The 20,512-nt window shown below is 66.0% G+C and carries 16 protein-coding genes; 10 read left to right on the top strand and 6 right to left on the bottom strand.

What is annotated here, in order from left to right:
- Window positions 1-129: 129 nt before the first annotated feature.
- Window positions 130-1,290 (top strand): glycosyltransferase, encoded by a 1,161-nt coding sequence (locus E6C72_RS30660; RefSeq protein ID WP_136700882.1) that lies wholly within the window; start codon window positions 130-132, stop codon window positions 1,288-1,290.
- Window positions 1,291-1,583: 293 nt separating this feature from the next.
- On the opposite strand, the gene E6C72_RS30655 is transcribed toward E6C72_RS30660, so the two are convergent.
- Window positions 1,584-3,164, bottom strand: coding sequence for a hypothetical protein (locus E6C72_RS30655; protein ID WP_109085384.1), 1,581 nt, complete (start codon window positions 3,162-3,164; stop codon window positions 1,584-1,586).
- Window positions 3,165-3,167: 3 nt separating this feature from the next.
- Window positions 3,168-4,343: a glycosyltransferase family 4 protein gene (locus E6C72_RS30650; protein ID WP_109085385.1), complete on the bottom strand. Its 1,176-nt coding sequence runs from the start codon at window positions 4,341-4,343 to the stop codon at window positions 3,168-3,170.
- A 101-nt stretch (window positions 4,344-4,444) separates the two neighbouring features.
- Between E6C72_RS30650 and E6C72_RS30645 the strand changes: the two genes are divergently transcribed.
- On the top strand, window positions 4,445-5,191 hold the full coding sequence (locus tag E6C72_RS30645; protein ID WP_136700881.1) for an FkbM family methyltransferase: 747 nt from the start codon (window positions 4,445-4,447) through the stop codon (window positions 5,189-5,191).
- 21 nt (window positions 5,192-5,212) lie between these two features.
- Here the strand turns inward: E6C72_RS30645 and E6C72_RS30640 are convergent, their stop codons facing one another.
- Window positions 5,213-6,634, bottom strand: coding sequence for an O-antigen ligase (locus E6C72_RS30640; protein WP_169055338.1), 1,422 nt, complete (start codon window positions 6,632-6,634; stop codon window positions 5,213-5,215).
- A 232-nt stretch (window positions 6,635-6,866) separates the two neighbouring features.
- On the opposite strand from E6C72_RS30640, the gene E6C72_RS30635 reads away from it, so the two are divergent.
- From E6C72_RS30635 to E6C72_RS30625, 3 genes are read left to right on the top strand one after another with little or no spacing between them, the layout of a single operon-like run.
- The gene (locus E6C72_RS30635; RefSeq protein ID WP_247875641.1) at window positions 6,867-7,703 is read left to right on the top strand and encodes a metallophosphoesterase family protein; all 837 of its coding nucleotides are present in this window, start codon (window positions 6,867-6,869) and stop codon (window positions 7,701-7,703) included.
- On the top strand, window positions 7,679-10,006 hold the full coding sequence (locus E6C72_RS30630) for a polysaccharide biosynthesis tyrosine autokinase (protein ID WP_247875642.1): 2,328 nt from the start codon (window positions 7,679-7,681) through the stop codon (window positions 10,004-10,006). Before E6C72_RS30635 ends, E6C72_RS30630 begins: the two co-directional genes overlap by 25 nt.
- Window positions 9,987-10,694 (top strand): hypothetical protein, encoded by a 708-nt coding sequence (locus E6C72_RS30625; protein WP_136700880.1) that lies wholly within the window; start codon window positions 9,987-9,989, stop codon window positions 10,692-10,694. The genes E6C72_RS30630 and E6C72_RS30625 overlap by 20 nt, the downstream gene beginning before the upstream one ends.
- A gap of 100 nt (window positions 10,695-10,794) precedes the next feature.
- Here the strand turns inward: E6C72_RS30625 and E6C72_RS30620 are convergent, their stop codons facing one another.
- Complete coding sequence (locus tag E6C72_RS30620) at window positions 10,795-11,925, bottom strand: nucleotidyltransferase family protein (RefSeq protein ID WP_158280148.1); 1,131 nt, start codon at window positions 11,923-11,925, stop codon at window positions 10,795-10,797.
- Between the two features lie 377 nt (window positions 11,926-12,302).
- Between E6C72_RS30620 and E6C72_RS30615 the strand changes: the two genes are divergently transcribed.
- Window positions 12,303-13,388, top strand: coding sequence for a hypothetical protein (locus tag E6C72_RS30615; RefSeq protein WP_109085391.1), 1,086 nt, complete (start codon window positions 12,303-12,305; stop codon window positions 13,386-13,388).
- Between the two features lie 363 nt (window positions 13,389-13,751).
- On the opposite strand, the gene E6C72_RS30610 is transcribed toward E6C72_RS30615, so the two are convergent.
- The gene (locus tag E6C72_RS30610; RefSeq protein ID WP_247882194.1) at window positions 13,752-14,309 is read right to left on the bottom strand and encodes a polysaccharide biosynthesis/export family protein; all 558 of its coding nucleotides are present in this window, start codon (window positions 14,307-14,309) and stop codon (window positions 13,752-13,754) included.
- Between the two features lie 695 nt (window positions 14,310-15,004).
- On the opposite strand from E6C72_RS30610, the gene E6C72_RS30605 reads away from it, so the two are divergent.
- Window positions 15,005-16,351 carry an outer membrane beta-barrel protein gene (locus E6C72_RS30605; RefSeq protein WP_158280149.1) on the top strand — a complete coding sequence of 449 codons (1,347 nt, stop codon included), beginning with the start codon at window positions 15,005-15,007 and terminating at the stop codon, window positions 16,349-16,351.
- A 21-nt stretch (window positions 16,352-16,372) separates the two neighbouring features.
- On the opposite strand, the gene E6C72_RS30600 is transcribed toward E6C72_RS30605, so the two are convergent.
- Window positions 16,373-17,656 carry a glycosyltransferase family 4 protein gene (locus E6C72_RS30600; RefSeq protein ID WP_158280150.1) on the bottom strand — a complete coding sequence of 428 codons (1,284 nt, stop codon included), beginning with the start codon at window positions 17,654-17,656 and terminating at the stop codon, window positions 16,373-16,375.
- A gap of 233 nt (window positions 17,657-17,889) precedes the next feature.
- On the opposite strand from E6C72_RS30600, the gene E6C72_RS30595 reads away from it, so the two are divergent.
- From E6C72_RS30595 to E6C72_RS30585, 3 genes are all read left to right on the top strand, one after another.
- On the top strand, window positions 17,890-18,522 hold the full coding sequence (locus E6C72_RS30595) for a methyltransferase domain-containing protein (protein ID WP_158280151.1): 633 nt from the start codon (window positions 17,890-17,892) through the stop codon (window positions 18,520-18,522).
- 48 nt (window positions 18,523-18,570) lie between these two features.
- A complete protein-coding gene (locus E6C72_RS30590; RefSeq protein WP_109085396.1) occupies window positions 18,571-19,710 on the top strand; it encodes a hypothetical protein in 1,140 nt (379 codons plus the stop codon).
- Window positions 19,711-19,870: 160 nt separating this feature from the next.
- Window positions 19,871-20,362, top strand: a complete 492-nt coding sequence (locus tag E6C72_RS30585; RefSeq protein WP_109085397.1) for an RT0821/Lpp0805 family surface protein — start codon at window positions 19,871-19,873, stop codon at window positions 20,360-20,362.
- Window positions 20,363-20,512 lie beyond the last annotated feature (150 nt).

Raw genomic sequence — 20,512 nt, 5'->3', positions numbered from 1 at the left:
CGTGTGGAGCGTGTTGTCAGAGCGCGCGCAGCGCGTTGTCAGCACGCGGGTCCGTTGTCTATACAAAGCGGCCAGATACAAAAATGCGCGCCGTCTGCGACAGGGGGCGTCTTACCAGGAGAGCCGCCGGTGCGTGTCGTCGTTTCGACCATCGCCCGCTTCCACCATTTCGACCTTGCCCGTGAATTGCAGAAGCGGGATGCCCTGACCGCCATCTACACCGGCTATCCACAGTTCAAGCTGCGCAACAGCGGGGTCGAGCCGGCCCGCATCCGTAGCTTTCCCTGGCTTCAGGCCCCTTACATGGCCCTGATGCGATGGCCCTGGTTCGCCCGGACCATGGAAGGGCGCTGGTCCAACTGGGCGCACCGCGCGCTGGATGCCCATGTCGCCCGGACGCTGCCCGATTGCGATCTGGTGGTGGCGCAATGCCGGATCGGCGTGAAGACCGGCGCCGCCGCCAAAAGACGGGGGATCGCCTATGTCTGCGATCCCGGTTCCACCCATATTCTGTACCAGGACCGGCTGCTGCGCGAAGAGCATGAGCGGCTGGGCTTCCCTTTTCCGGGCCTCGATTCCCGCGCGGTGGAGCGGGACCTTTCCGAATACGAGCTGGCCGACGCGATCACCGTTCCCTCCTCCTTCGTGCGGGACAGCTTCCTGGCCCAGGGGGTTCCGGCGGAGAAGCTCATCCTGGCCCCTTACGGCGTCGACCGGCGCATCTTCGGCCGCACAGCGCCGCGGGCGGAGGAGTTCCGCGTCCTGTTCGTCGGGCAGCTCGGAGTGCGCAAGGGGCTGCACCACCTGCTGCGCGCCTTCCGCAAGGCGGCCCTTCCCAATGCCCGGCTGGTGCTGATCGGCAGCCTGTCTCCGGAAGGGCAGGCGATCCTCGCGCGGGAGCCGGTGGAGAGCCTCACCTGGCTCGGCCGCCAGCCCTGGCCGCGGGTCGTCCATGAGATGTCGCAGGCCAGCGTGTTCATGCTGCCGTCGATCGAAGAGGGGCTGGCGCTGGTCCAGGCACAGGCCATGGCCTGCGGCTGTCCGGTGATCGCGTCGGAACATACGGGGTCGCGCGACCTGTTCCAGGATGGGCGAGAGGGATTCATCCTGCCGGTCGGCGATGCCGATGCCATGGCGGACCGTCTTCGCCGCCTGTACGAGGACCGCAGCCTGCTGGCGGCGATGTCGGAGGCCGCCCTGGAGCGCACCGGTGCGATCGGCGGCTGGGATGGGTATGGCCGGCGCCTGACCGATGCCTATGCGGCGCTGCTGAACCGTGCCGCCCGATAGCTCCGCTTGGCAGTTCCACTCGGTGGATGGTTGTGCTCCGGGTCCGTAGCGGGTATCAGCCGATCAGGCGTGCCAGCAGGGGGCGGCGGACGAAGATCACGTCCCGCGCGAAGGCATGGGAATGATCCAGCGCCCATATTCCTGGAAGATCGCCGGGTAGAGGCCGGCGGCGGCCATCCGGGCACGGCCGTCCCCCTGGCGTCGGCAGCGACCGATCTCACGGTACAGGTGAGCCTGCCACAGAACCGCATCTCTACTATTTGACGAGAAAATCCCAGCTCGTACGCATTCAGTCAATCTTTTGCCGATAGCCGGCGCCGATAGCCGTGCAGCCTCAAGCGGATCCAATTCCGCTGGCCGGTGCTCAATGTCACGATCAGCGCCGGTGGAGCGGTGGCGGCCCAAAGCAGCATGAAGACTCCCAGTCCCGGCACCGTGTCCAAGGAAACCAGCTGGTTGATGGCGGCGGCGGTCAGCAGGACCAGAAGAAAGACCGCTCCCGTCACCGCATAGGCGCGCAGGACCGGCCGCAGTATCCGGCACCCCAGCAGCCGTCCGGTGCTGTGCAGATACCAGGGGATGGCGGGGATCGTTTCAGCCAGGATCACCGTCAGGGCGGCGCCGGCCGCCCCCGCCGTCGGAATCAGCAGCAGGCCCAGCAACAGGATGGCGAGAATCTCCACCGCATGGATGGCCGCGATGGTCCCCGGACGATCGACCAGCCGAAGCAGCGCCCCGGCGCCATAGGCGGGCACCTGTATCAGCGCCCCGGCCAACAGGGCGCCGGCGGTCAGCGGATCGAAGACGGCCGTGCCATGGGTCCACAGCGTGAGGATGGCGGGACCGGCCGACCAGGCACCACCGGCCAGCAGGGCGACGATGCAGCCGGTCGGCGCAACACTGTCCGCATACAGACGGCCGGCGGCTGCACGGTTGCCACCCGCATGCATGCGGGCCATTTCCAGCCCCAACGGGGTGGCGACCTGACGGGCGGTCTGGCGCACCAGGCCGACAAAGGTCCGGATGGTGGCGAAGGTAACCACCGCGCTCGCCGGGGCCAGCCGGCCGAGCAGCAGGATCGGCAGATGAACCAGCGCCATGACGGCTCCCGTCTGCATGGCATAGAGCGGGGCCTTGATCGCCAAGCGCCGCAGTTCCCGCCCGTCCGGTGTTTGCGGGCGCAGCGCGTGCAGGTCGCCATGCCTGTACAAATCCCACAGCAGCGCCCCCCAGCCCAACAGCAGGGCCGCCGCGAGCTGGGCCGTGGCAGCGGTCTGCGGGCCGCCGCCGGCAAGGGCGACGGCCACGCCGGCCGTCACCTGCCCGGCCTGGGTCAGCATCAGCAACAGAACCTCGCGGTGGAACCGGCCGCGTGCGGAGTGCACGGCGGCGATCAGGCCGCGGGGCAGCAGGATGACGATGGTCAGCGCCAGAATCAGCTGGGTCGGTCCGGCCCCCTCCAGCCGCGTCACGCCCAGCAGGGCCGGCATGTCGGCCAGGATGGATGCCGCCACGACCGCGGCGGCGACGGCGGCGCACAGAACACCGTAGATGCCCAGTCCGATTTGCAGGATCCGCCGGCCTCCCACCTCATCGCCGGAGGCCCAGGCGGCGCGCAACGTGTTGCCGAGATAGCCGCTGATCCCGAAATCGGCCAGCGTCAGCAGCGCGGCCGCGGCGGACAGCACCAGCCAGTCGGCGAAGACGCCGCCGCCCCAGGCGGCCAGGAAACCGGGCACGCTCAGCAGGTTGCCGAGGATCAGCACGACCTGGGCCGCGCCCTGCGCCCCGATCCCCGCGGCCAGCCGGCGCAGCAGCCCCGTCTGGACATGGTCTTGCGGAGAGGACGGGGGCGGACAGGACTCGCCCGACATGGCTCAGACCCTGCCGGCGACCAGGCGCCACAACCGGTCGGCGACCGGAGCCACGATGAACCGGCCTTCCACCAGCCGGCGGCCCGCAAGTCCCATGGCGGCAAGACGGCCGGGCGCAAGGCTCTGGACCCGCCGCAGAACCTCCCGCGCGGCCGTTCCGTCCGGGGCGAAGACGAGGCCGGCGCCGTCCTGTTCCAGATCGTCCCAGGCCATGCCGCGGGTTGCCAGCACCGCCCGGCCGCAGGCCATGGCCTCGACCACCACATTGCCGAAATTCTCGCGCAGCCCGCCATCGCCCAGCCCGGATGGCAGGACGACGGCGTCGCAGTCGGCCAGCAGCCTGCGCACGCCCTCGGGCTTCAGATAGCCGCGCAGATCAACCGCCTCCCCGGCGGTGGCGGCGAGCCGGACCACCTCGCCGGCATAGGCGCCGCCACCGCTGCCGGCGATCAGCAGGCGGTCGCCGGGCCGGCGGGTGTCGAGCCATGCCTTCAGGAACGGAAGAATGCCTTTCTCCGGTGACAGCCGTCCGATGTACCCGATCACCAGTCCACCATCCGGGGAGCGCGGCGGCAGGACCGGCCAGCCGGCCAGATCGATGGCGTTGGGCAGCACCGCCACGGACACGGACGGCAGCAGGGCCCGCACCCCGTCGGCTTCCACCGTGCTGGTCGCATGAACCGCCTGCGCCGCCGCCAGGGTCGGCAGCGTGATCCAGCGGTAGAACAACCATTTCAGAGGTTTGCTGCGGCGAATATGGTCGACATGTCCCGGCATCAGGCCGCCATGGACCGCAACCACGAAAGGCCGGCGCAACAGCCGGCAGATCAGCCCGGCCACGCTGGTCGGCCATGTGCCGACACCGCTGACATAGACCGCTTCGGCCCGGCGGCAGGCCCGCAGGATCGCCGGGATGGCGCCGGCACCCAGCCCCCAGCGCCGCCAGAGCTGCGCATGGTAGAGATGAACCGGAACAGCCGCCGGCAATCCGACATCGGCGGGACGCAGCGGCGGCGTGCCTTCCGAGGCGTCGCTTGCGCACAGGGAGAAGGAACGGCCCGCCGCCGCCCAGGCTTCGGCAACCCTTGCGGTCGCTTCGGCGATTCCCCCATATCCTGCCGCTGGCGCAATATGGGTGACGACGATCGCGACCCGGGGTTGATTCGGCTGGTTCTTCATATCGATTCATGCGAAGAGAGCGGCAATCGTAGGCGAGCCTGTCAGGACTGGCAACCGTCTCGGTCCTGGCGGTGCCGGGCAACAGGGTGGGCCTGAACGCGTTGAGACGGACGCTTCGACGGATTTGGAAGCTGGCGCGGCTGCTGGGGCGGCGGGAGTTCCGCCGGGGCTTGCGTTTCGGCGTGGCGGCATCGCTGGAAAGCCTGCCGGCATTGAACGGGCTGAAGGTGGCGACGGTGATCGACGTCGGCGCCAATGTCGGCCAATTCTCCCTGCTGATGACCGCGTTGCGGCCGGATGCGGTCATTCATGCCTTCGAACCTCTCGCGTCTTCGGCATCGGTTCTGTCCCGGCTGTTCGCTGGCAACTCCAGGGTGCAGGTGCACCGCTGCGCGGCCGGAGCCGGCAATGGCGAGGCGATCCTGCATATCTCGCGCCGGGCGGACAACTCCTCATTGCTGCCGATCGGAGCGGGGCAGCTGAGCTTCGCACCAGGCACCGATGCGGTGGCGGCCATCCCGGTTCCCGTACGCACCCTCGATTCCGAAATCGCGCCGGAAGCGCTCAAGGGGCCGGTTCTGCTGAAGCTCGATGTGCAGGGCGGCGAACTGGCGGCACTGGAGGGGGCGGAACGGCTGCTTGCCGTGGTCGAGCATGTCTATGTCGAGGTGTCATTCGCCTCTCTTTACGACGGGCAGCCCCTGGCCGCCGCCGTGGTCGGCCATCTGCAGGCACGCGGTTTCGTGCTTGCGGGCATCGGCGGCTGCTCGCACGCACGGGATGGCCGGATCGTCCAGGCGGACCTGCTGCTGAGCCGCCCGTCTCCTGCCGGGCAGCAGCAGTCCTAACGGCGTTCAATCCTCGGCTCTTTAATCTCCGGAGGAGGCCGGTTCCAGCGTCCGCGTGTTCCAGGATTGCGCGAAGCCGAGGCCGAGCAGCAGGGCGAAGGTGGCGGCGACTGCCGGTATCTGCACGCTGAAATCGACCAGCCCATGCGCGCCCAGCAGAACCATCGACGCGACCGCCAGGGCCGGATAGAGGCGGTCGCGCCGCCGGACCATCAGCCCGCGCAGGCACACCCCGGCGATGACGGCGAGGGACAGGCCGAGCAGCGCCGCCGCGGGCACGCCCAGTTCCATCGCCAGTTCCAGCGGTACATTGTGCGCGAACTCCCACACCACAGGATCGAGCAGGGTGGTGTCGCGGTACATGCGGAAGGCCGGTTTGAACGTCCCGAGCCCCATCCCGGTGTAGGGAGCGTCGGCGATGGCGTCCATCGTCAGCCGGTAGACGTTGGTGCGTCCGGAATCATGCTCCACCGACGTCTGTTCGGCCAGACGGGTGATCGTGCCGTCGCCGCTGGCGCTTACCGTCACCAGGGCGACCAGCACCACGGCGCCGACCAGCGGCAGGGCCATGCGCCGTGGTACCAGCCCCGCCGCCGACAGCAGGATCAGCAGGACGCCCAGGGCCAGCCCGGTGGACAGGAAGGCGCCTCGCGAATGCGACAGCAGCAGCGCGGTTCCGATCACCAGCCCGCAGGCCAGATAGGGCATGGCGCGCAGCAGCAGGGTTTCGACCAGATCGTAGGCGCCAGGGCTTTGAGAACCCTGCCGCGGGCGTAGCGCGTTGACGAACAGCCCGATGCAGCACACCACGCCGAGGCCAGCATAGGCGCCGTAGGCGTTGCGGTTGACAAAGGTGGCCGTCAGATCGCCGGCATAAGCCCACTTCTTCAGCCAGAGGATGTTTTCCCATCCCGCCAGATGAACCGTCAGGCCGTAGGTCGCATAGACGGTTCCGGCAATGCACAGGGCGACCACCGCCTCGCGAGCCCGGCCACGGTCGCGGCCGAACTGCACCGCCAGCCAGAAGATGCCGGCATAGCAGGCAAGCCGCAGAACTGCTGCCCAGGTCATCGCCGGATCGGCGCTGATCATTCCATTTCCGAGGCCATTTCCGAGGCCATTCCCGGGGCCGCCGGCCAATCCCAGCGCTGGGGTGGCTTCCGCCCACATCGGATGCCACAGGGACGGCGGCGTGACGGACGAGGTCTGCAGGGCGGCCCAGCCCAGCACCAGGGCGTAGGGCAGGCCGACGGGCAGAAGGAAGGCGGGCGGGATCGGGACCGCAACCCGTCCCATTGCCGCCCGTACCGACCAGACGGCGAGCAGCAGCCCCACCGCCACCGCCAGAAGGCTCCATGACCAGGGACGGTTGCTGCCCAGGGGCAGCGGGGCCAGCAGCACGATGGCGACCAGCAGCCGGAAAAGAAGGGTGTTGACGGCCATGCGACCCATGCCAGCGAGAACCTGAAAGGCGGCGGAGTGTAGCCGCCTTCGGTGTGGGTGAACAGGATCGATCAACCCGAAGGCGCGCCCCGGCGCCAAGGCGGCCGGAAAGGCGCATGGAAGGTTTTGCCCCGGTCCGCTTTGGTCCGTTTGCCTGTTCTTGTCACCTGTCAAGGCAGCGAAAGCGGTGTGGAGGCTCTATCACTGCTCACCCCAAAAGTGTTATTGCACGGTGGACGGCACGGCGCGGCGCGGATGGTTCGAACGGTATGAAGCAATGTGGTTGAGACGCTGGAAGGAAGGGATTTTCGGCTTGCGCCGTCCCCAGCCACCGAAGCAGCTGCCGCGCATACCCGATGGTCTGCGTCTCTATGCCGTGGGCGACATCCACGGCCACCAGCGTGCGCTGGATGACCTGCTGGACCGGATCGGCGAGGATGCCGCCGGTGCCCGTGCGGCGGGGCTGGAGGTGGCGATCGTCTTTCTCGGCGATTATGTCGACCGGGGCGACGACAGCCGCGCGGTGGTCGAGCGGTTGTGCGGAACGGTTGTGGACGGCGTTTCCTGTCATTTCCTGATGGGCAACCACGAAGCCGTTCTGCTGGATTTTCTGAAGCGGCCCGCATCCGCGGCCGACTGGCTGGATTACGGCGGCATCGAAACGCTGGCGAGCTATGGCGTGCGCGCCTCCGCCGGCATCCGGGAGCGCGCCCGGTGCGAGGATTTGCGTGCCCGCTTCCTGGAAGCGCTGCCCGACCACCATCAGCTGTTTTTCGACTCCCTGAAGCCGATGGCGGTGTTCGGCGACTATGCGTTCGTCCATGCCGGCATCCGTCCCGGCCGACCGGTCGACAGGCAGAAGCCGGGTGATCTGCTGTGGATTCGCGAACCGTTCCTGTCCGATGCGCGGCCGCACGGCAAGATCATCGTCCACGGGCACACCATGGTGGATGAACCCGAATTCCGTCCGAACAGAATCGGCATCGACACAGGGGCTTATGTCACGGGCGTTCTGACGGCGCTTGTGCTTGAGGAGGATCGGCAATGCCTGATTCAGGCAAGGACGTGATGGACGGGCGGGACGCACTGCCGATGACCGTGGTTGCAGACGGCACGGCCCAGCGCTTGGCGGACCGGACGTCCGGCGATCCGCAGGCCGGGGCCGGCGGCTTCCAGGACGGCTTCCAGGACGAACTTCGGCAGCGCCTGCGCTGGGCATGGCGGGTGATCTGGCGTGGCAAGTATCTGGTGCTGGCCTGCATGATCCTGGCCATCGTTCCGACCATTCTTCTGCTCAAGCAGACGCCGGCACGCTACACCGCCCAGACCAGCATCCTGATCGAAGCGTCGGACGTGCGCGACCCGCTGTCCGATCGGTCAGTCCGCACCTTCCTGTCCGACAACGTCGTGCAGACCGAAGCCGCACTGATCACCTCTTCCACGCTCGCCCGGCGGGTGGTGGACAAGCTGCATCTCGAAGACGATCCGGAGTTCAATTCCGCCCTGCGGCCGGCGCGCCCGCTGTCCGGCATTCTGGCGACGGCGCTCAACCCGCTGTCATGGCTGCCGTCCGGCTGGCTGAGCGCCGCCCCGTCCGTCCCGGCGCTCAGCCCGATGGCGGAATCCGAAATGGCCAAGGCGCAGGTGGTCCGCGCCTTCAGCAGCGCCCTGGACGTGCAGGCGCAGCGGCGTTCCTACATCGTCATCGTTTCCTTCACGTCGGAAAACCGCGAGAAGGCGGCGCTGATCGCCAACACCGTAGGCGAGATGTATCTGCTCGACCGGCTGGAGGCCGGCTTCGACGATGCCCGGCGCGTTTCCAGTTGGCTGGGCGAGCGGTTGGAGGTCCTGCGCCGCGACGTGGTCGCCGCGGAAAGCGCCGTCGAGGAGTTCCGTTCCCAGAACGGATTGCGCCGCAAGGGGGACCGTCAGGTCACCCTGACCGACCAGCAGCTGTCGGAACTGAATTCCCGCCTGGTGATCGCCCGGTCGGATCTGGCGCAGAAGCAGGCGCGGCTGGATCAGGCGCGGTCCGTGCTGCGGTCGCGCGGAAGTGCGGATTCGACGACGGACGTGCTCCAGTCCCCGCTGATCCAGCGGCTGCGCGAACAGGAGACGACCCTGCTACGCGAGATGTCCGACGCCCTGAAGATCTATGGCGACCGCCACCCGCGGCTCGTCGGGCTGCGCGCCGAGTTGAACGGTGTCCGCGGGACGATCGCCGCGGAAGTCGATAAGATTTCCTCTTCCTTCGCCAACGATGTCGAGGTGGCGGCGGCCGGCGTGAAGTCGCTGGAACGACAGCTCGAAGGCGTACGGCAGCAGGCCAACACGGCCGGAGAGGCGGAAATCCGGCTGCGCGAACTGGAACGGCAGTCCGAAGCGACGCGCTCGCTCTATGAATCCTTCCTCACCCGGTTCAAGCGCGAGGCCGAACAGGAGCGGATGCAGCGCGCCAATGCCCGGATCGTCTCGCCCGCCGATCTGCCGGTCGCCAAATCCTATCCCCGCGAGATGCGGACGCTGCAGATCGTCGCGCTGCTGGCCCTGCTGTTCGGCCTGGGGCTTGTCTTCCTGCTCGACCGCCTGGACACGGCCATCCGCTCCAGTGACGAGGCCGAGGATCTCACCGGCCTGCCCGTGCTGGGCATGATCCCCTTGCAGCGCAACCGCAAGATGAATCTGGTGGAGGAACTGCTGCGCAAGCCCCGTTCGGCCCTGGCCGACGCGGTGCGCAGCCTGCGGACCGCCGCCACCATCGGGACGCTGGGCGACAGCAAGGTCATCATGGTGACCTCATCCGTGCCGAAGGAAGGCAAGACCTTCGTGTCGCTTTGCCTGGCGCTTCTGTTCTCCAAGGCGGAAAAGCGTGTCCTGCTGATCGACGCGGACATCCACCGCCCGCGGCTTCACAGCGCCATCGGGATCGACGGCAGCCGAGGTCTGGCACAGGTTCTGGGCGGAAGCGCCACCTTCGACGATGTGGTCCAGCATGGGGCGGCCGGAACCCTCGACGTTCTGCCTGCAGGGCAGGAGACCAACACCGCCGAACTGATCAAAGGGGCGGCGATGGAGGCGTTCCTGCGCGACCTGCTGCCGCGTTACGATCGCATCATCATCGACACCGCGCCGGTGCTGGCGGTGTCCGACGGCCGGCTGATCGCTCCGCTGGTCGACCGCGTCATCTATCTGGTGCGGTGGAACGCGACGCCACGCGACGCGGTGCGCAACGGGCTGAAGCTGCTGCGCAGCGCCGGCGCCCCGCCATCGGGCGTGGTGCTGTCGCAGGTGAACCAGCGCAAGCATTCCCGTTACGGATATGGCGATTACGGCCAATATTATGGACGCTATCGTGAATACTACGCGGAGTGACGCCGTCCGCCCGCGTCATCGCCCGGCGGCAGCGGCGGTGGCGGCCGGGCTTCTCGGCTGCATGCTGCTCGCCCTCGGGCTGCCCCGGCTGATCGCCGGGGGGCTGACCGCCGACAACCAGGATGTCCTTTGGGAGATCGCGGCCGGCCGGATGCCGCAACGTGCCGAACTCGACCGTGCCGCCGACAGGCGGGAAAGCGCCGCACGCTGGGAGGCGTCCGCCGAACGCGAGACCGACCGCGGAATTCTGCTGGTCCGGCAGGCCGACGCCACCCCGACGGGACCGGAGCATGACCGGCTGATCGCCGCCGCCGGCGAAGCCATCACGCACGGGCTGTCACTGGGACCGGTGCAGCCTTATGGCTGGGCGGTGCTTGCGGCCTTGCGCGAGAAAGCCGGCGACCGGACAGGGGCCGTCCAGGCGCTTCGCCTGTCGATGCTGTCGGGTGCCTTCGAACCCGACCTGATGCTGTGGCGCATCGACATGGGGTTGAGGCTGATCGGGCTGATGGGACCGGAAAACGAAGCCCTGCTGCGCGGACAGGTGCGCAAGGCCTGGGTGATGGCCCCGGACAAGGTCGCCCTTTTGGGCCAGACGCCCAAGGCCGGCCCCTTCGTCCGCAATGCGCTGGAAGAGTTGAGCGATGCCGAAATCGCCGACTATGTCCGGCGCCATGGCCGGAAATAGAGGCCAATCGCACTCCGGAGTCCGTCTGGTTCTTACTGAAGCACCAGACGGACGCCAAGCTTTTGGTTTCCGTGTGTTTCACGCTTGAAGCGATCACGCTCTAGGGCGCACGCCGGTCCTTTGGACGGGCTCGTTGGGGATGAGACGGGCGATGGGGCAGGACCGCTCTTCCCGTCGCCCACAGCACACGGATGAAGCGCACGGCGTAATAAAGAAATCCCAATGCCGAGGGCAGCCGAATGGCGTTGCGGTCGGTCACCGTAGGCCGCAGCCGCAGCCGCAGCCGGGCCAGCCATGCAGACCGGAGCTCTGTCAGCGCCAGCTCCGCCCGCAGAATCCGCAGCCGTCCGACCCGCCGCACCATGTCGAATTCGCCGAGCGGCGGCAGGGCCAGAACAGCCGGGAGGATCGATTCCGCCCGCAGAACGCCGGCCATGGCCTGCGGAGAAAGCCGGGAAGAAAGCTGACCGGAAAGTTCTACGGAAACGGCGGGTCCGCAGCCGAACAGCGACTGGCACAGGCGCAGGGACAGGAGGAGGTGACGCTCCGTTCCAGCACGCCGGGCGATCTCCGCAATCGCGTTCCAATCCAGCTCCGCCAGCCGGGTCGCTGCGGCGATGTCGGCAAGCCATTGCAGACGGCACCAATGATGATGCGCGCCGTGATAGGCGGCATAGGCCATGGCGGCGGGCGGCGCCAGGGTTCGGACCCGGACGCCGGCAATCTGCATCTCAACCGCGGTTTCGAAGGGCCGGAATGCACCGGTGGGGACCAGCCCCTCATCCTCGCCCATGCGTGTGTGCAGGTCGATCATGGCGCCGGTGACGGCATGGCGCAGGGTGACGGCGTTCTGGCAGACCAGCACGTCCGCATCCGTGCCGCCATAGCCCAGTTCGGCGAGAAGCCGGCGGGCGCCCTCCTCGTCGTCAGGCCTGATGAGCAGATCAAGATCGCTGCAGACGCGGCCGAACAGATGCCCGTGGATTTGCGCCGACAGCGCCGGCCCCTTGAGCGCCAGCATGTCGATGCCGGCACCGCCGAACCGCCGGGCGACGCGGGCCAGTTCTCCCGCCCGCTGCAATGCCATGGTCCTGGCTGTCCGTTCGTTGTCCTTCAAGGCAGCGCGTACGCTGTCCGGAATCCCCGCCTCCGAATTCAGAAGGGAGGTCATCAGCAGATCGAGCCGATGGTGTCGGACGCAGGTGACCAGCAAGTCCCAATCCAGCGCCATCCAATCGGAGTCCCGGTCGCCTCCGCCGCCATGCGGGCGGAAAGGTACGCTCCTCAGGGTTGCCGAAGCGGATTGCAGCATGACGCGGAGTTCGGGTGCCAGTGCTGCGCCGACAGTGTTCGGTGGATGATTGGGGGAGGGCGGCGGCATCGGCGTCGGATGCAAGGAATGGCCTTCGGGAGCGTCCATCAAGGGCGCGCACCCTATCACCTGCCCGTAGACGGAGGAAGCCGGAGCGCATGACTGCAGGGGAAATGTCCAGGCTCATGAAAGCTACCGATTGCAAGGCCGCCGGGAAAACGTATTAATGACCATTGCAGTCCGTCGGGTGCTTCCAAGGGAAAAGAGGTGTGGCCATGAGGTTTCCAGCACAGCTAGTGGCTATCACCGTGGCCGCCGCCGCCGTCGGATTCTGCGGTCCGGTCCTGGCCCAGCAGGGGGGCCAGCAGGCTCAGGGCAACGCCGCCGCCCAGGGCGACGTCAACACGCTTCCCCCCGCCCTGCGTGCCGCAGTGCTGAGCGGCAACCCCCAGCAGGTGACGCAGGCACTCAACACCCTGTCCGCAGGAAATCCGCAACGCAGCGCGGAACTGGCGCAGGCGGTGGTCACCGCGGCGGAGCGACTGCTCAGCGTCAACCCGCAGGCGGCCATCCAGGCGGCGGCTGCCGCGGTCGAGACGGTGCGTGCCACGACCGTCCAGTCTTCCGCGCCGCAACAGACGGTCACCGTTCTGACCACCGCCGCGCGCATCTTCGTGACGCCGCAGGTCCAGGCCGTCGCCCCGGTGGTCGCCGCCAACGTCGCCGCGGCTGCCGTCGCGGCCTCCGCCACCATCAACAACCCGGCGGTCACCGCGGCGGTGTGCGCCCAGGCCGTCACGGTCGCCGAGCGGGTCTTGCCGGTCGCCCCGGCACTCGCGGTGCAGCTTGCCAGTTCCGCCGTCCAGGCGGTCCAATCCCAGCCGGTGATGACTTCCGCGCCGTCCCAGACGATGAATGTGGTCACCGTCGCCGCCCGCGTCGCCATTTCGCCCGATGCGCAGCGGGTCGCTCCCCAGACGGTCGCCAGCATCGCCATCGCCGCGACGCAGATCGCCAGCAATCCGGTCGTCTATCAATCGTCGCCGCAGACCGCCATCGCCGTCATGGCGAATGCCTACACCGCCGCCACCTCGCAGACGGTGGTCGCCGCAGTGCCCAGCGCCGGCAGCACCGTGACCCAGACGCTGAACCAGGCGAGCACGACCACCTCTCTGAGCGCCAGCAACCCGACCAACGCATCGCAGATCAACGAAATTCTCAATCGCCAACAGTCCACCACCAGGACGGCGACGGAAACCTCGTCGGGTACGGCGCAGCAGAACACACAGCAGACGACGACCACCAACACGACGACCAATAACAACAACGATACCCAGCCCATCATTCCGTCGAACACGATCTTCACGTCGAGCCCCACCTGATCCTGGGATCATTCCTGCGCTTGTCATGATGACCAGGGAGAACTCCGGCCGGCTTTCCGGTCAGGAGTTCTCCGCAGGGAACCCCATGTCGCCATGTGCGGCATGGGGCGGGACGGACCGGTATGGCAGCAGTCATTGCCGGAACGGGCAATTGCCGTTCCGGGCCGCTTCCATCGGAAATCTGAAATCGATCAGCCGCTGCACCAACCGGCGCGGGTATCGGACGATCGGGGGCAAAAGGCCGGAACTTGTCGCGTTCAACTTGCTGCGTTCAATGAAAAACGCGATAAGTTCAGGCCTCGTGCTTGGCGATCGGATTCACGCTTCGAATTGAGTCCGATTTTACGCGATCCGATCCGCAGATCAGAAGCGGCGCTCCAGAACCTTCACGATGTCGCCGGGCAGCAAGGGGGTCCGTTCCGTGGCACGGTATTCCTTCTGGCCGTCGTCAACCGGACGGACCAGGACGACCTCCCCCTGACGGGCGCGGTAATCATAGCCGCCGGCACGGGCGACCGCGCTCAGAACCGTCATGCCGGTGGTATAGGGGAATTCACCGGGCTGCCGGACTTCGCCAAGCACGTAATAGGGGCGGAAGGTCTGGACCTCCACCGCCACATTCGGCACCTGCATGTAGTTGTCGCGCTTCAGCGCGTCTTCAATGCGCGTGGACAGCACCTTGGCGGTGACGCCGCTCGCAGCAATGTTGCCGACCAGCGGCATGGCGATGTTGCCGGCTGGGTCCACCGTGAAATCCCCCGACAGGTTGGCTTCATTGAACACGATGACGCGAACGCGGTTGCCGGGTTCCAGACGGTAGCCGTCGGCCGGGTTCGCGATCTTGGTCGGGGCCGGCTCGCTCGGAAAATCGCCGACTGTCGAGGAAATGGAACCGCAGCCGCTGAGCAGAAGCAGGGTCAACAGGGAAGCGCCAATGCGTCGGGAGAACAGGTTCATATCAACAGACCCATCGAATCGAGCGGCGATCCCGATCGATTCGGTTCGCCAACAACGCTGTACGAACAGCACAAAGCAGCTAAAAGAGTTAATCCATCCCCCAAGATGATGCAACTGCAAATCATAGTGCCGCTATATCCGAACCGGATGTCCACGCTGCAAGAAAACTATGTCGAGCTGTAATAAAAATCATCGAAAAGTAACGGGGCGCGAGATGTTTTGAACAGAGCCCCTTTGCCTGACAGGCGACTTCATTTCCCCATATTTTCGTTCCGGCTCTGCCCTCTCTCAGTCCGCGAATCGGGGCAGCATGCCGCAAGTTCCGGCTGGAAGGCCGTTCTCCCACCGCCCGCGTGGAAAAGTCATGGGCAACCGGAACGCTGCCTGCCCGCAAGTCCGGCAGCAGAATCCCGCGGTATCGGCGTGGGATTTCAGCTTCATCGCTCTGCGTATGACGGAGGACCGGCTTCAGGTTGTTTAATGTGACAAGATTCCACCGCCTCTGGATCGCCATCGGAAAAAATGTTACCCCCTATGGATATAGGCCGCCCCGTTTTCGATTAGACCCTTAATGGATGTCGAGGATCCCGCATATGACTGTCGCTTGGCCGCATACCCGGCAACCGCTCAACGACCTGTTCCGTGGCAAGGAAAAGACGATGCGGTCTGGTTCTGTCCGGGCATCGGTGACCAAGCCGCTCACTGCGGTTTCTCTGATTGCACTTGCGGCATTCTGGGCTTTGCCGGTGCAGGCGCAAAGCATCAAGTCACAGGACAAGGCTGATCCACGCCGCGCCAATTCCGCCAAAATCCTGCAAGAGCAAAACCCTCAGGAAAAGACCGACGGCAAAGACGACGAAAAGCAGATCGACGATTCTTACCAGCCCAAGGGGATCGAACTTGGGTCATTCCTGCTGCTGCCGCAAGTCGAAGTAAGCGAGGGCTACAACAACAACATCTATGCCCGCGCGAAGGACAAAAAATCGGATTTCATCACCCGGATCACGCCGGAGTTCCAGCTGCGGTCCCGCTTCACCAACCACATGCTGAATGTCACCGCTCGGGCGGAACAGTCGCTGTTCGCGACCTACAAGGATGACAACCATCTGGACGCCTCGACCTCTGTCGCCGGGCGCTATGACTTCAGCCGGGAATGGGAAGCGACGGGATCGCTCGACGCTTATCAGACCTATGAGGACCGCGGTAGCCCCGATGCGGTCAACGGGAAGTCGCCCACCCGGACCTATGGCTTCGGCGGGCGGACCGGGACCAAATATCAGGTCGGCCGCTATACCTTCCAGAGCGAGCTGAACGGCGCGCGGCGCCTGTTCGGCGACGTCGACACGTCCACAGGCACCACCATCGACAATTCCGACCGCAACCGGAATGAATTCGGGGCGATGGGCCGCGGTTCCTACGAGCTGTTCCCCGGCTATGCCGCGGTGACCCAGGTCGAAGTCAACCGGCGCCAGTATGATTCCAGCCGCGACCGTGCCGGCTTCAACCGGTCGAGCAGCGGCTGGCGGGCTGAAACCGGTATCGGCGTCGACATCACCCAGCTGGTGCGCGGCGACTTCCTGGTCGGTTACATGAAGCAGGATTACGAGGATTCGCGCTTCAAGGATCCGTCGGGTCTGGCGCTGAAGTCGGTCCTGAACTGGACCCCGAACCGCATGACCGTGGTGGCGCTCTCGCTGGAACGTTCGGTGCAGGAAACCATCACCACCAACGCGTCCGGCATGATCCATACCGGCGCCAGCCTGCTGATCCGCCACGAAATGCAGCGGAACATCATCCTGACCGGCACGGCAAGCGCATTCCAGGATGATTTCAAGGGCGCCAACCAGACGAACTGGACCTACGACGCCCGCGCCCGTGCGGTGTATGCCCTGCAGCCGGAATTGTATGTCGGCGGTGAGGTCGGCTTCCGCCGCCGCACGTCCGACAAGCCAGACGTGGGCTTCAGCCAGGGCGTGGCGCTGCTTCGCATCGGCGCCCGCATGTGATGCGGACGGGCCGCCGCACCTTCAGGCGGCGGCCCGCTGGCAGCACTCTTCGATGAGAGCGGAAAAGCGGCTGCCGATGCGGTCGATGTCGAAGGCATCGGCGGCATAGGCAGCCTGCCCATCGGCGAGGAACTTTCGCAGGGCGGCGTCCTGGCGCAGACGCAGGGCGGCGGCGATGAACCCTGTTTCATCCGTCGGTTCCACGCACAACCCCGCTTGCCTGCCCCGGATCAACCGGTGGGCATGATTGCTTGCCGGAAGCGCCCCTAGGATGGGGCGGTTCGAACAGAAATGGCTATAGACCTTGGACGGCACCGACAATGCGCCGGCGAAGCTCTCCAGCACCACCACGGCGACATCCGCACTGGCCAGCACCTGTGACAGGCTTTCAAAAGGCTGGAAATCCAACAGCAGCAGATTGTCCAGGGCTTCGGCCTGCTTGACGCTCTCCAGCCAGCCGCGGCCGATGCCCTGGCTGACCACGACCACCCGAACCTCCGGGTCATCGCGGAAACTGCGGGCCAGAGCGGCCAGCAGTTCCGGGTTGTGCTTCTTTCCCATCGTGCCGGCACACAGGAAAACGAAACGGTCCGCCAAGCCATGCGTGCGGGACCAGGGATTGTCCTTGGGCAAGGGGCGGATTTCGCCCTGAGGCGCCCAGTTCTCCACCACGGTGCTGTACGGGTGGCGAACCCCGTACCGTGCAAGGGCCGGCAGGAAGTCATCGGAAATGACCACCAGACCTGCCGAATTCCGCATCGTGCCGAATTCGATACGCTCCAGGAAACGGCAGGCCGCCCAGCGTAGAGGCGCCGGCTTGCCCTTCAGGATTTCGGCGGCGCCGATCGAAAAGATGTCCTGGACCCAGCACAGCAGAGGCAGCTTCCGTTTGCGCAATGCCTTCAACAGCGCGGCCTGCACGGCCGGCGGCGTGTTGGTGGACAACACCATGTCGGGGCGGAACGCGATGGTCCGCGCGCCCAGTCTGGCGCCATAGTCCATTTCCTGCCACCAGCGCCGCAGCAGGGCATATTTGGACAGGGGACGGCCTGTGCTCACCGCTTCGATCCGCAGCCCGGCCGGATCGTCGGCGCCGTGCGCCAGACGGCCGCGCGGTGCCTCGACATCGGCGGAATAGAGGTAAAGCACCTCGTGGCCCTGGCCGGCCAGCCAGCGGGCGAGTTGGATTGGAAAGGAATAGCCGCCGTAATCATGAAGAACGATCCGGCGGCGCGGTCCTCTGCCGAGCGGCGGGACCGTGGGGAGCCGGCGGGGCGGTGCCAGGACGATTTCACCCGCGCTCATCCCGTCATCAATCATTCTGCCGAAATGCCCGCCAGCTATTCCGAGATAATCCGTTCACCCCGTCTTTACACGAAAGCTTTGCGGCATGCTGCAACCATGTTAAGACCTCAGCCCCGGTGATCGACGGAATCGGGCTGTCGGCGAATGCCCTTTTCGCCTCGCTGGATGATGCAAAACCGGAGGGGCATGATTAAAAGATGCGGGGCCGGACGATACAGGATCCCCAGCCGGTATTGGTTCAGTTCGGTTGCGGCTGGTCGGTGTCTGAAAACTGGCACAATTTCGATGCGTCGCCGACCCTTTGGTTCGAGCGCCTGCCCATCGTCGGACGTTTCAGCTTCAAGAATGCGGAACGTTTTCCGGCCCTGGCCCGCTACGGCGATATCGTGAAGGGGTTGCCCTTTGCACCGGGGTCGGTCGACTGCGTCTATGCCAGTCATGTTCTGGAGCATATGACCTATCGGGACTGCCTGACGGCTTTGGACAACACACGGCGGATGCTGAAGCCCGGAGGGGTGTTCCGCCTGATCGTGCCCGATCTGTCCTGGCGGGTCGACGCGTATGTCAGGGCACGCTCGGCCAACATGCCGCAGTCCTCCATCGCGCTGATGCGCTCCACGATGCTGGGCATCGAGGAGGAGGAACGTGGACCGCTCGGGATGCTGAAGCGGCTGCTGGGCCGCAGCCGGCATCTGTGGATGTGGGATGAAGGGACTTTGACCGAAGCGCTGACGGCGGCCGGTTTCCGGTCGGTGCGACGGTGCCGGTTCGGGGATGCCGCGCACCCCGCCTTCGCCGAACTGGAGAACGAGGGCCGCTTCTTCGAGGACGGCAATCCTGAACTGGCCCTGGAGGCCATGGTGTAGCCTCTCCGGGATCGGACCCGAAAGGACATGGCAAGGGGATGAGGGGGAATGCATGAAGGCGCACGCCGGTTCCTGACCGGGTTGGGACTCACCGTCATTCTGGGCTATCCGCTGCTGTTCTACGCCCACAAGTTCCAGGTGCCTTGGCTCGGCGGTGGCGACGACTTCCGCAGTTACCATGTCATGGTTCTGAATCCGTTGGATTTCGGTGCGGTGCGTGCGCCATTCGCCATGCGGCAGCTGACGGCTGTCATCGCCCATCTCATCCTGAAGGCCGGATTTCTGTTCTCGAACGACATCGCCTTCGATCATTTTACTGTTTTCGAGGGGATCTCCTATCGCGCGGATGTCTTCTTTTCTTTGATTTTGGCGAATTTTCTTGGGTTGGCTTCCGCTGGCGGTTTCGTTTACGCCACTGTGGCGCAGACCGCCGCGACACAAGGCCGGCCAGCCAGCTGGGCGCCGGCCGGGGTGTCTCTGCCAGGGCTGTCGGCGGTATGCTTGCTGCTGCTGGCCGGTCCGCTGATGTTCCATGTCGTGGCACCGCTGACGGAGGGGTGGAGCTGGTTCCTCGTCGCCGCCGGTGTTTATTTCTACCGGGCGGACGGGCGGAGTGCCTACGCGGCCCTGCTGATTCCACCGGCGGCGGTGTTCCAGCGGGAATTGGTGCTGCCGATCTTCGCCACCCTTGCGGGGGCGGAGTTGCTGTTGCGCCGCCGCGACCTTGCGCCGCCGCGGCGGCGTTTCCTGGCCGCGCTCCTGGCCACGTCCGTCGCCGCAATGGCGGCCTATTTCATTCTGCGCGCCGTCATCCTCCCGGTTCCCCGCACCGACCTGCAACAGATCTCCCCGGCCCAATGGCCCGGCATCCTGATGGCCCGGATCGCCAGCCCGGCGGTGATGGCGAAGTTTGCCCGGGTTCTGGTGAAGATGAACCTGATGCTGCTGTGGGGCGGTGTCGCGCTGCTGTCCCTGCGCCGGGGCCTGACTGGCTGGGAGCGTCATTTCCTTGGCGTCATCGTCGCACTGGCGATGCTGATCGCGCTGGTGAGCATCATGGTGGGGGCGGATGCCGCTGCCGACCGCTATCTGGGCCTGCTGACGCCGCTGTTCATCGTCTCCCTCTTCGATCTTTTGGCCGGGAAAGGGCAGGGCACCTCGATCCGATCCGGAACCACGCCGCCATGACCGGGATCCGGGAGCAGTTTTCGCGTCGTTGGTGCCTCAACGGCTAGACGCTCTGCGGTCTCCTGCCGCTGGCATGGAAAAGCCAAGGGTTGCTGCACAAACGGTACCGCTTGCGCTATAGTCGGGCACAACAACCCTCGGAACAGAGATGAGTCCTCCGATGCGTGCCCAGTCCCGCTCCACCCGTATCGCAGCCGTCGCGGTGCTTGCGCTGTCCACCATCCTGGCCGGCTGCCAGACCGGCTCGATGGGCACCAAGGAAGGGTTCGGCACCGTCGGTGGCGCCGTTGCCGGCGGCCTGATCGGCTCACGCTTCGGCGGCGGCTCGGGCAAGCTGGTGGCGGTGGGCATCGGCACGCTGCTGGGCGCCTTCGCCGGCCGTGAGATCGGCGCCTCGCTCGACCGTGCCGACCAGCAATATGCCGATCGCGCCGCCTATCAGGCTTACAGCGCCCCCATCGGCCAGCGGATCACCTGGAACAACCCGCAGTCCGGCAACCAGGGCGTCATCGTGCCGGTCAAGGACGGCTATGACGGCTCCGGCGCCTACTGCCGCGAATTCCAGCAGACCATCGTCGTCGGCGGCCGCACCGAGCAGGCCTTCGGCACCGCCTGCCGCCAGCCGGACGGATCGTGGAAGATCGTGGGGTAAGGGAGTGGTCGAATATTGCAACACTTCCTGTAACCTCTCGATCAAAAGAAATTGAGATTGCCTGTTATCATTTACCCAAGAAATTCATCATCCACACTTCGCGCTATGAACAGAGTAGAGTGAATGCTATCAGGTTAGGATGATTGCCCT

The sequence above is a fragment of the Azospirillum sp. TSH100 genome, assembly GCF_004923295.1.
GTDB lineage: Bacteria > Pseudomonadota > Alphaproteobacteria > Azospirillales > Azospirillaceae > Azospirillum.
Note: the sequence above shows the minus strand (reverse complement) of the source record. Positions and strands in the feature narration are given on the sequence as shown.

Bases quoted from the DNA above. Each gene is read 5' to 3' on its own strand.
- E6C72_RS30640 (WP_169055338.1), bottom strand. From the start codon at position 6,634: ATGGCCGTCAACACCCTTCTTTTCCGGCTGCTGGTCGCCATCGTGCTG.
- E6C72_RS30650 (WP_109085385.1), bottom strand. From the start codon at position 4,343: ATGAAGAACCAGCCGAATCAACCCCGGGTCGCGATCGTCGTCACCCAT.
- E6C72_RS30585 (WP_109085397.1), top strand. From the start codon at position 19,871: ATGCGTGCCCAGTCCCGCTCCACCCGTATCGCAGCCGTCGCGGTGCTT.
- E6C72_RS30605 (WP_158280149.1), top strand. From the start codon at position 15,005: ATGCGGTCTGGTTCTGTCCGGGCATCGGTGACCAAGCCGCTCACTGCG.
- E6C72_RS30630 (WP_247875642.1), top strand. From the start codon at position 7,679: ATGCCTGATTCAGGCAAGGACGTGATGGACGGGCGGGACGCACTGCCG.
- E6C72_RS30655 (WP_109085384.1), bottom strand. From the start codon at position 3,164: ATGTCGGGCGAGTCCTGTCCGCCCCCGTCCTCTCCGCAAGACCATGTC.
- E6C72_RS30600 (WP_158280150.1), bottom strand. From the start codon at position 17,656: ATGAGCGCGGGTGAAATCGTCCTGGCACCGCCCCGCCGGCTCCCCACG.
- E6C72_RS30590 (WP_109085396.1), top strand. From the start codon at position 18,571: ATGCATGAAGGCGCACGCCGGTTCCTGACCGGGTTGGGACTCACCGTC.
- E6C72_RS30620 (WP_158280148.1), bottom strand. From the start codon at position 11,925: ATGGCGCTGGATTGGGACTTGCTGGTCACCTGCGTCCGACACCATCGG.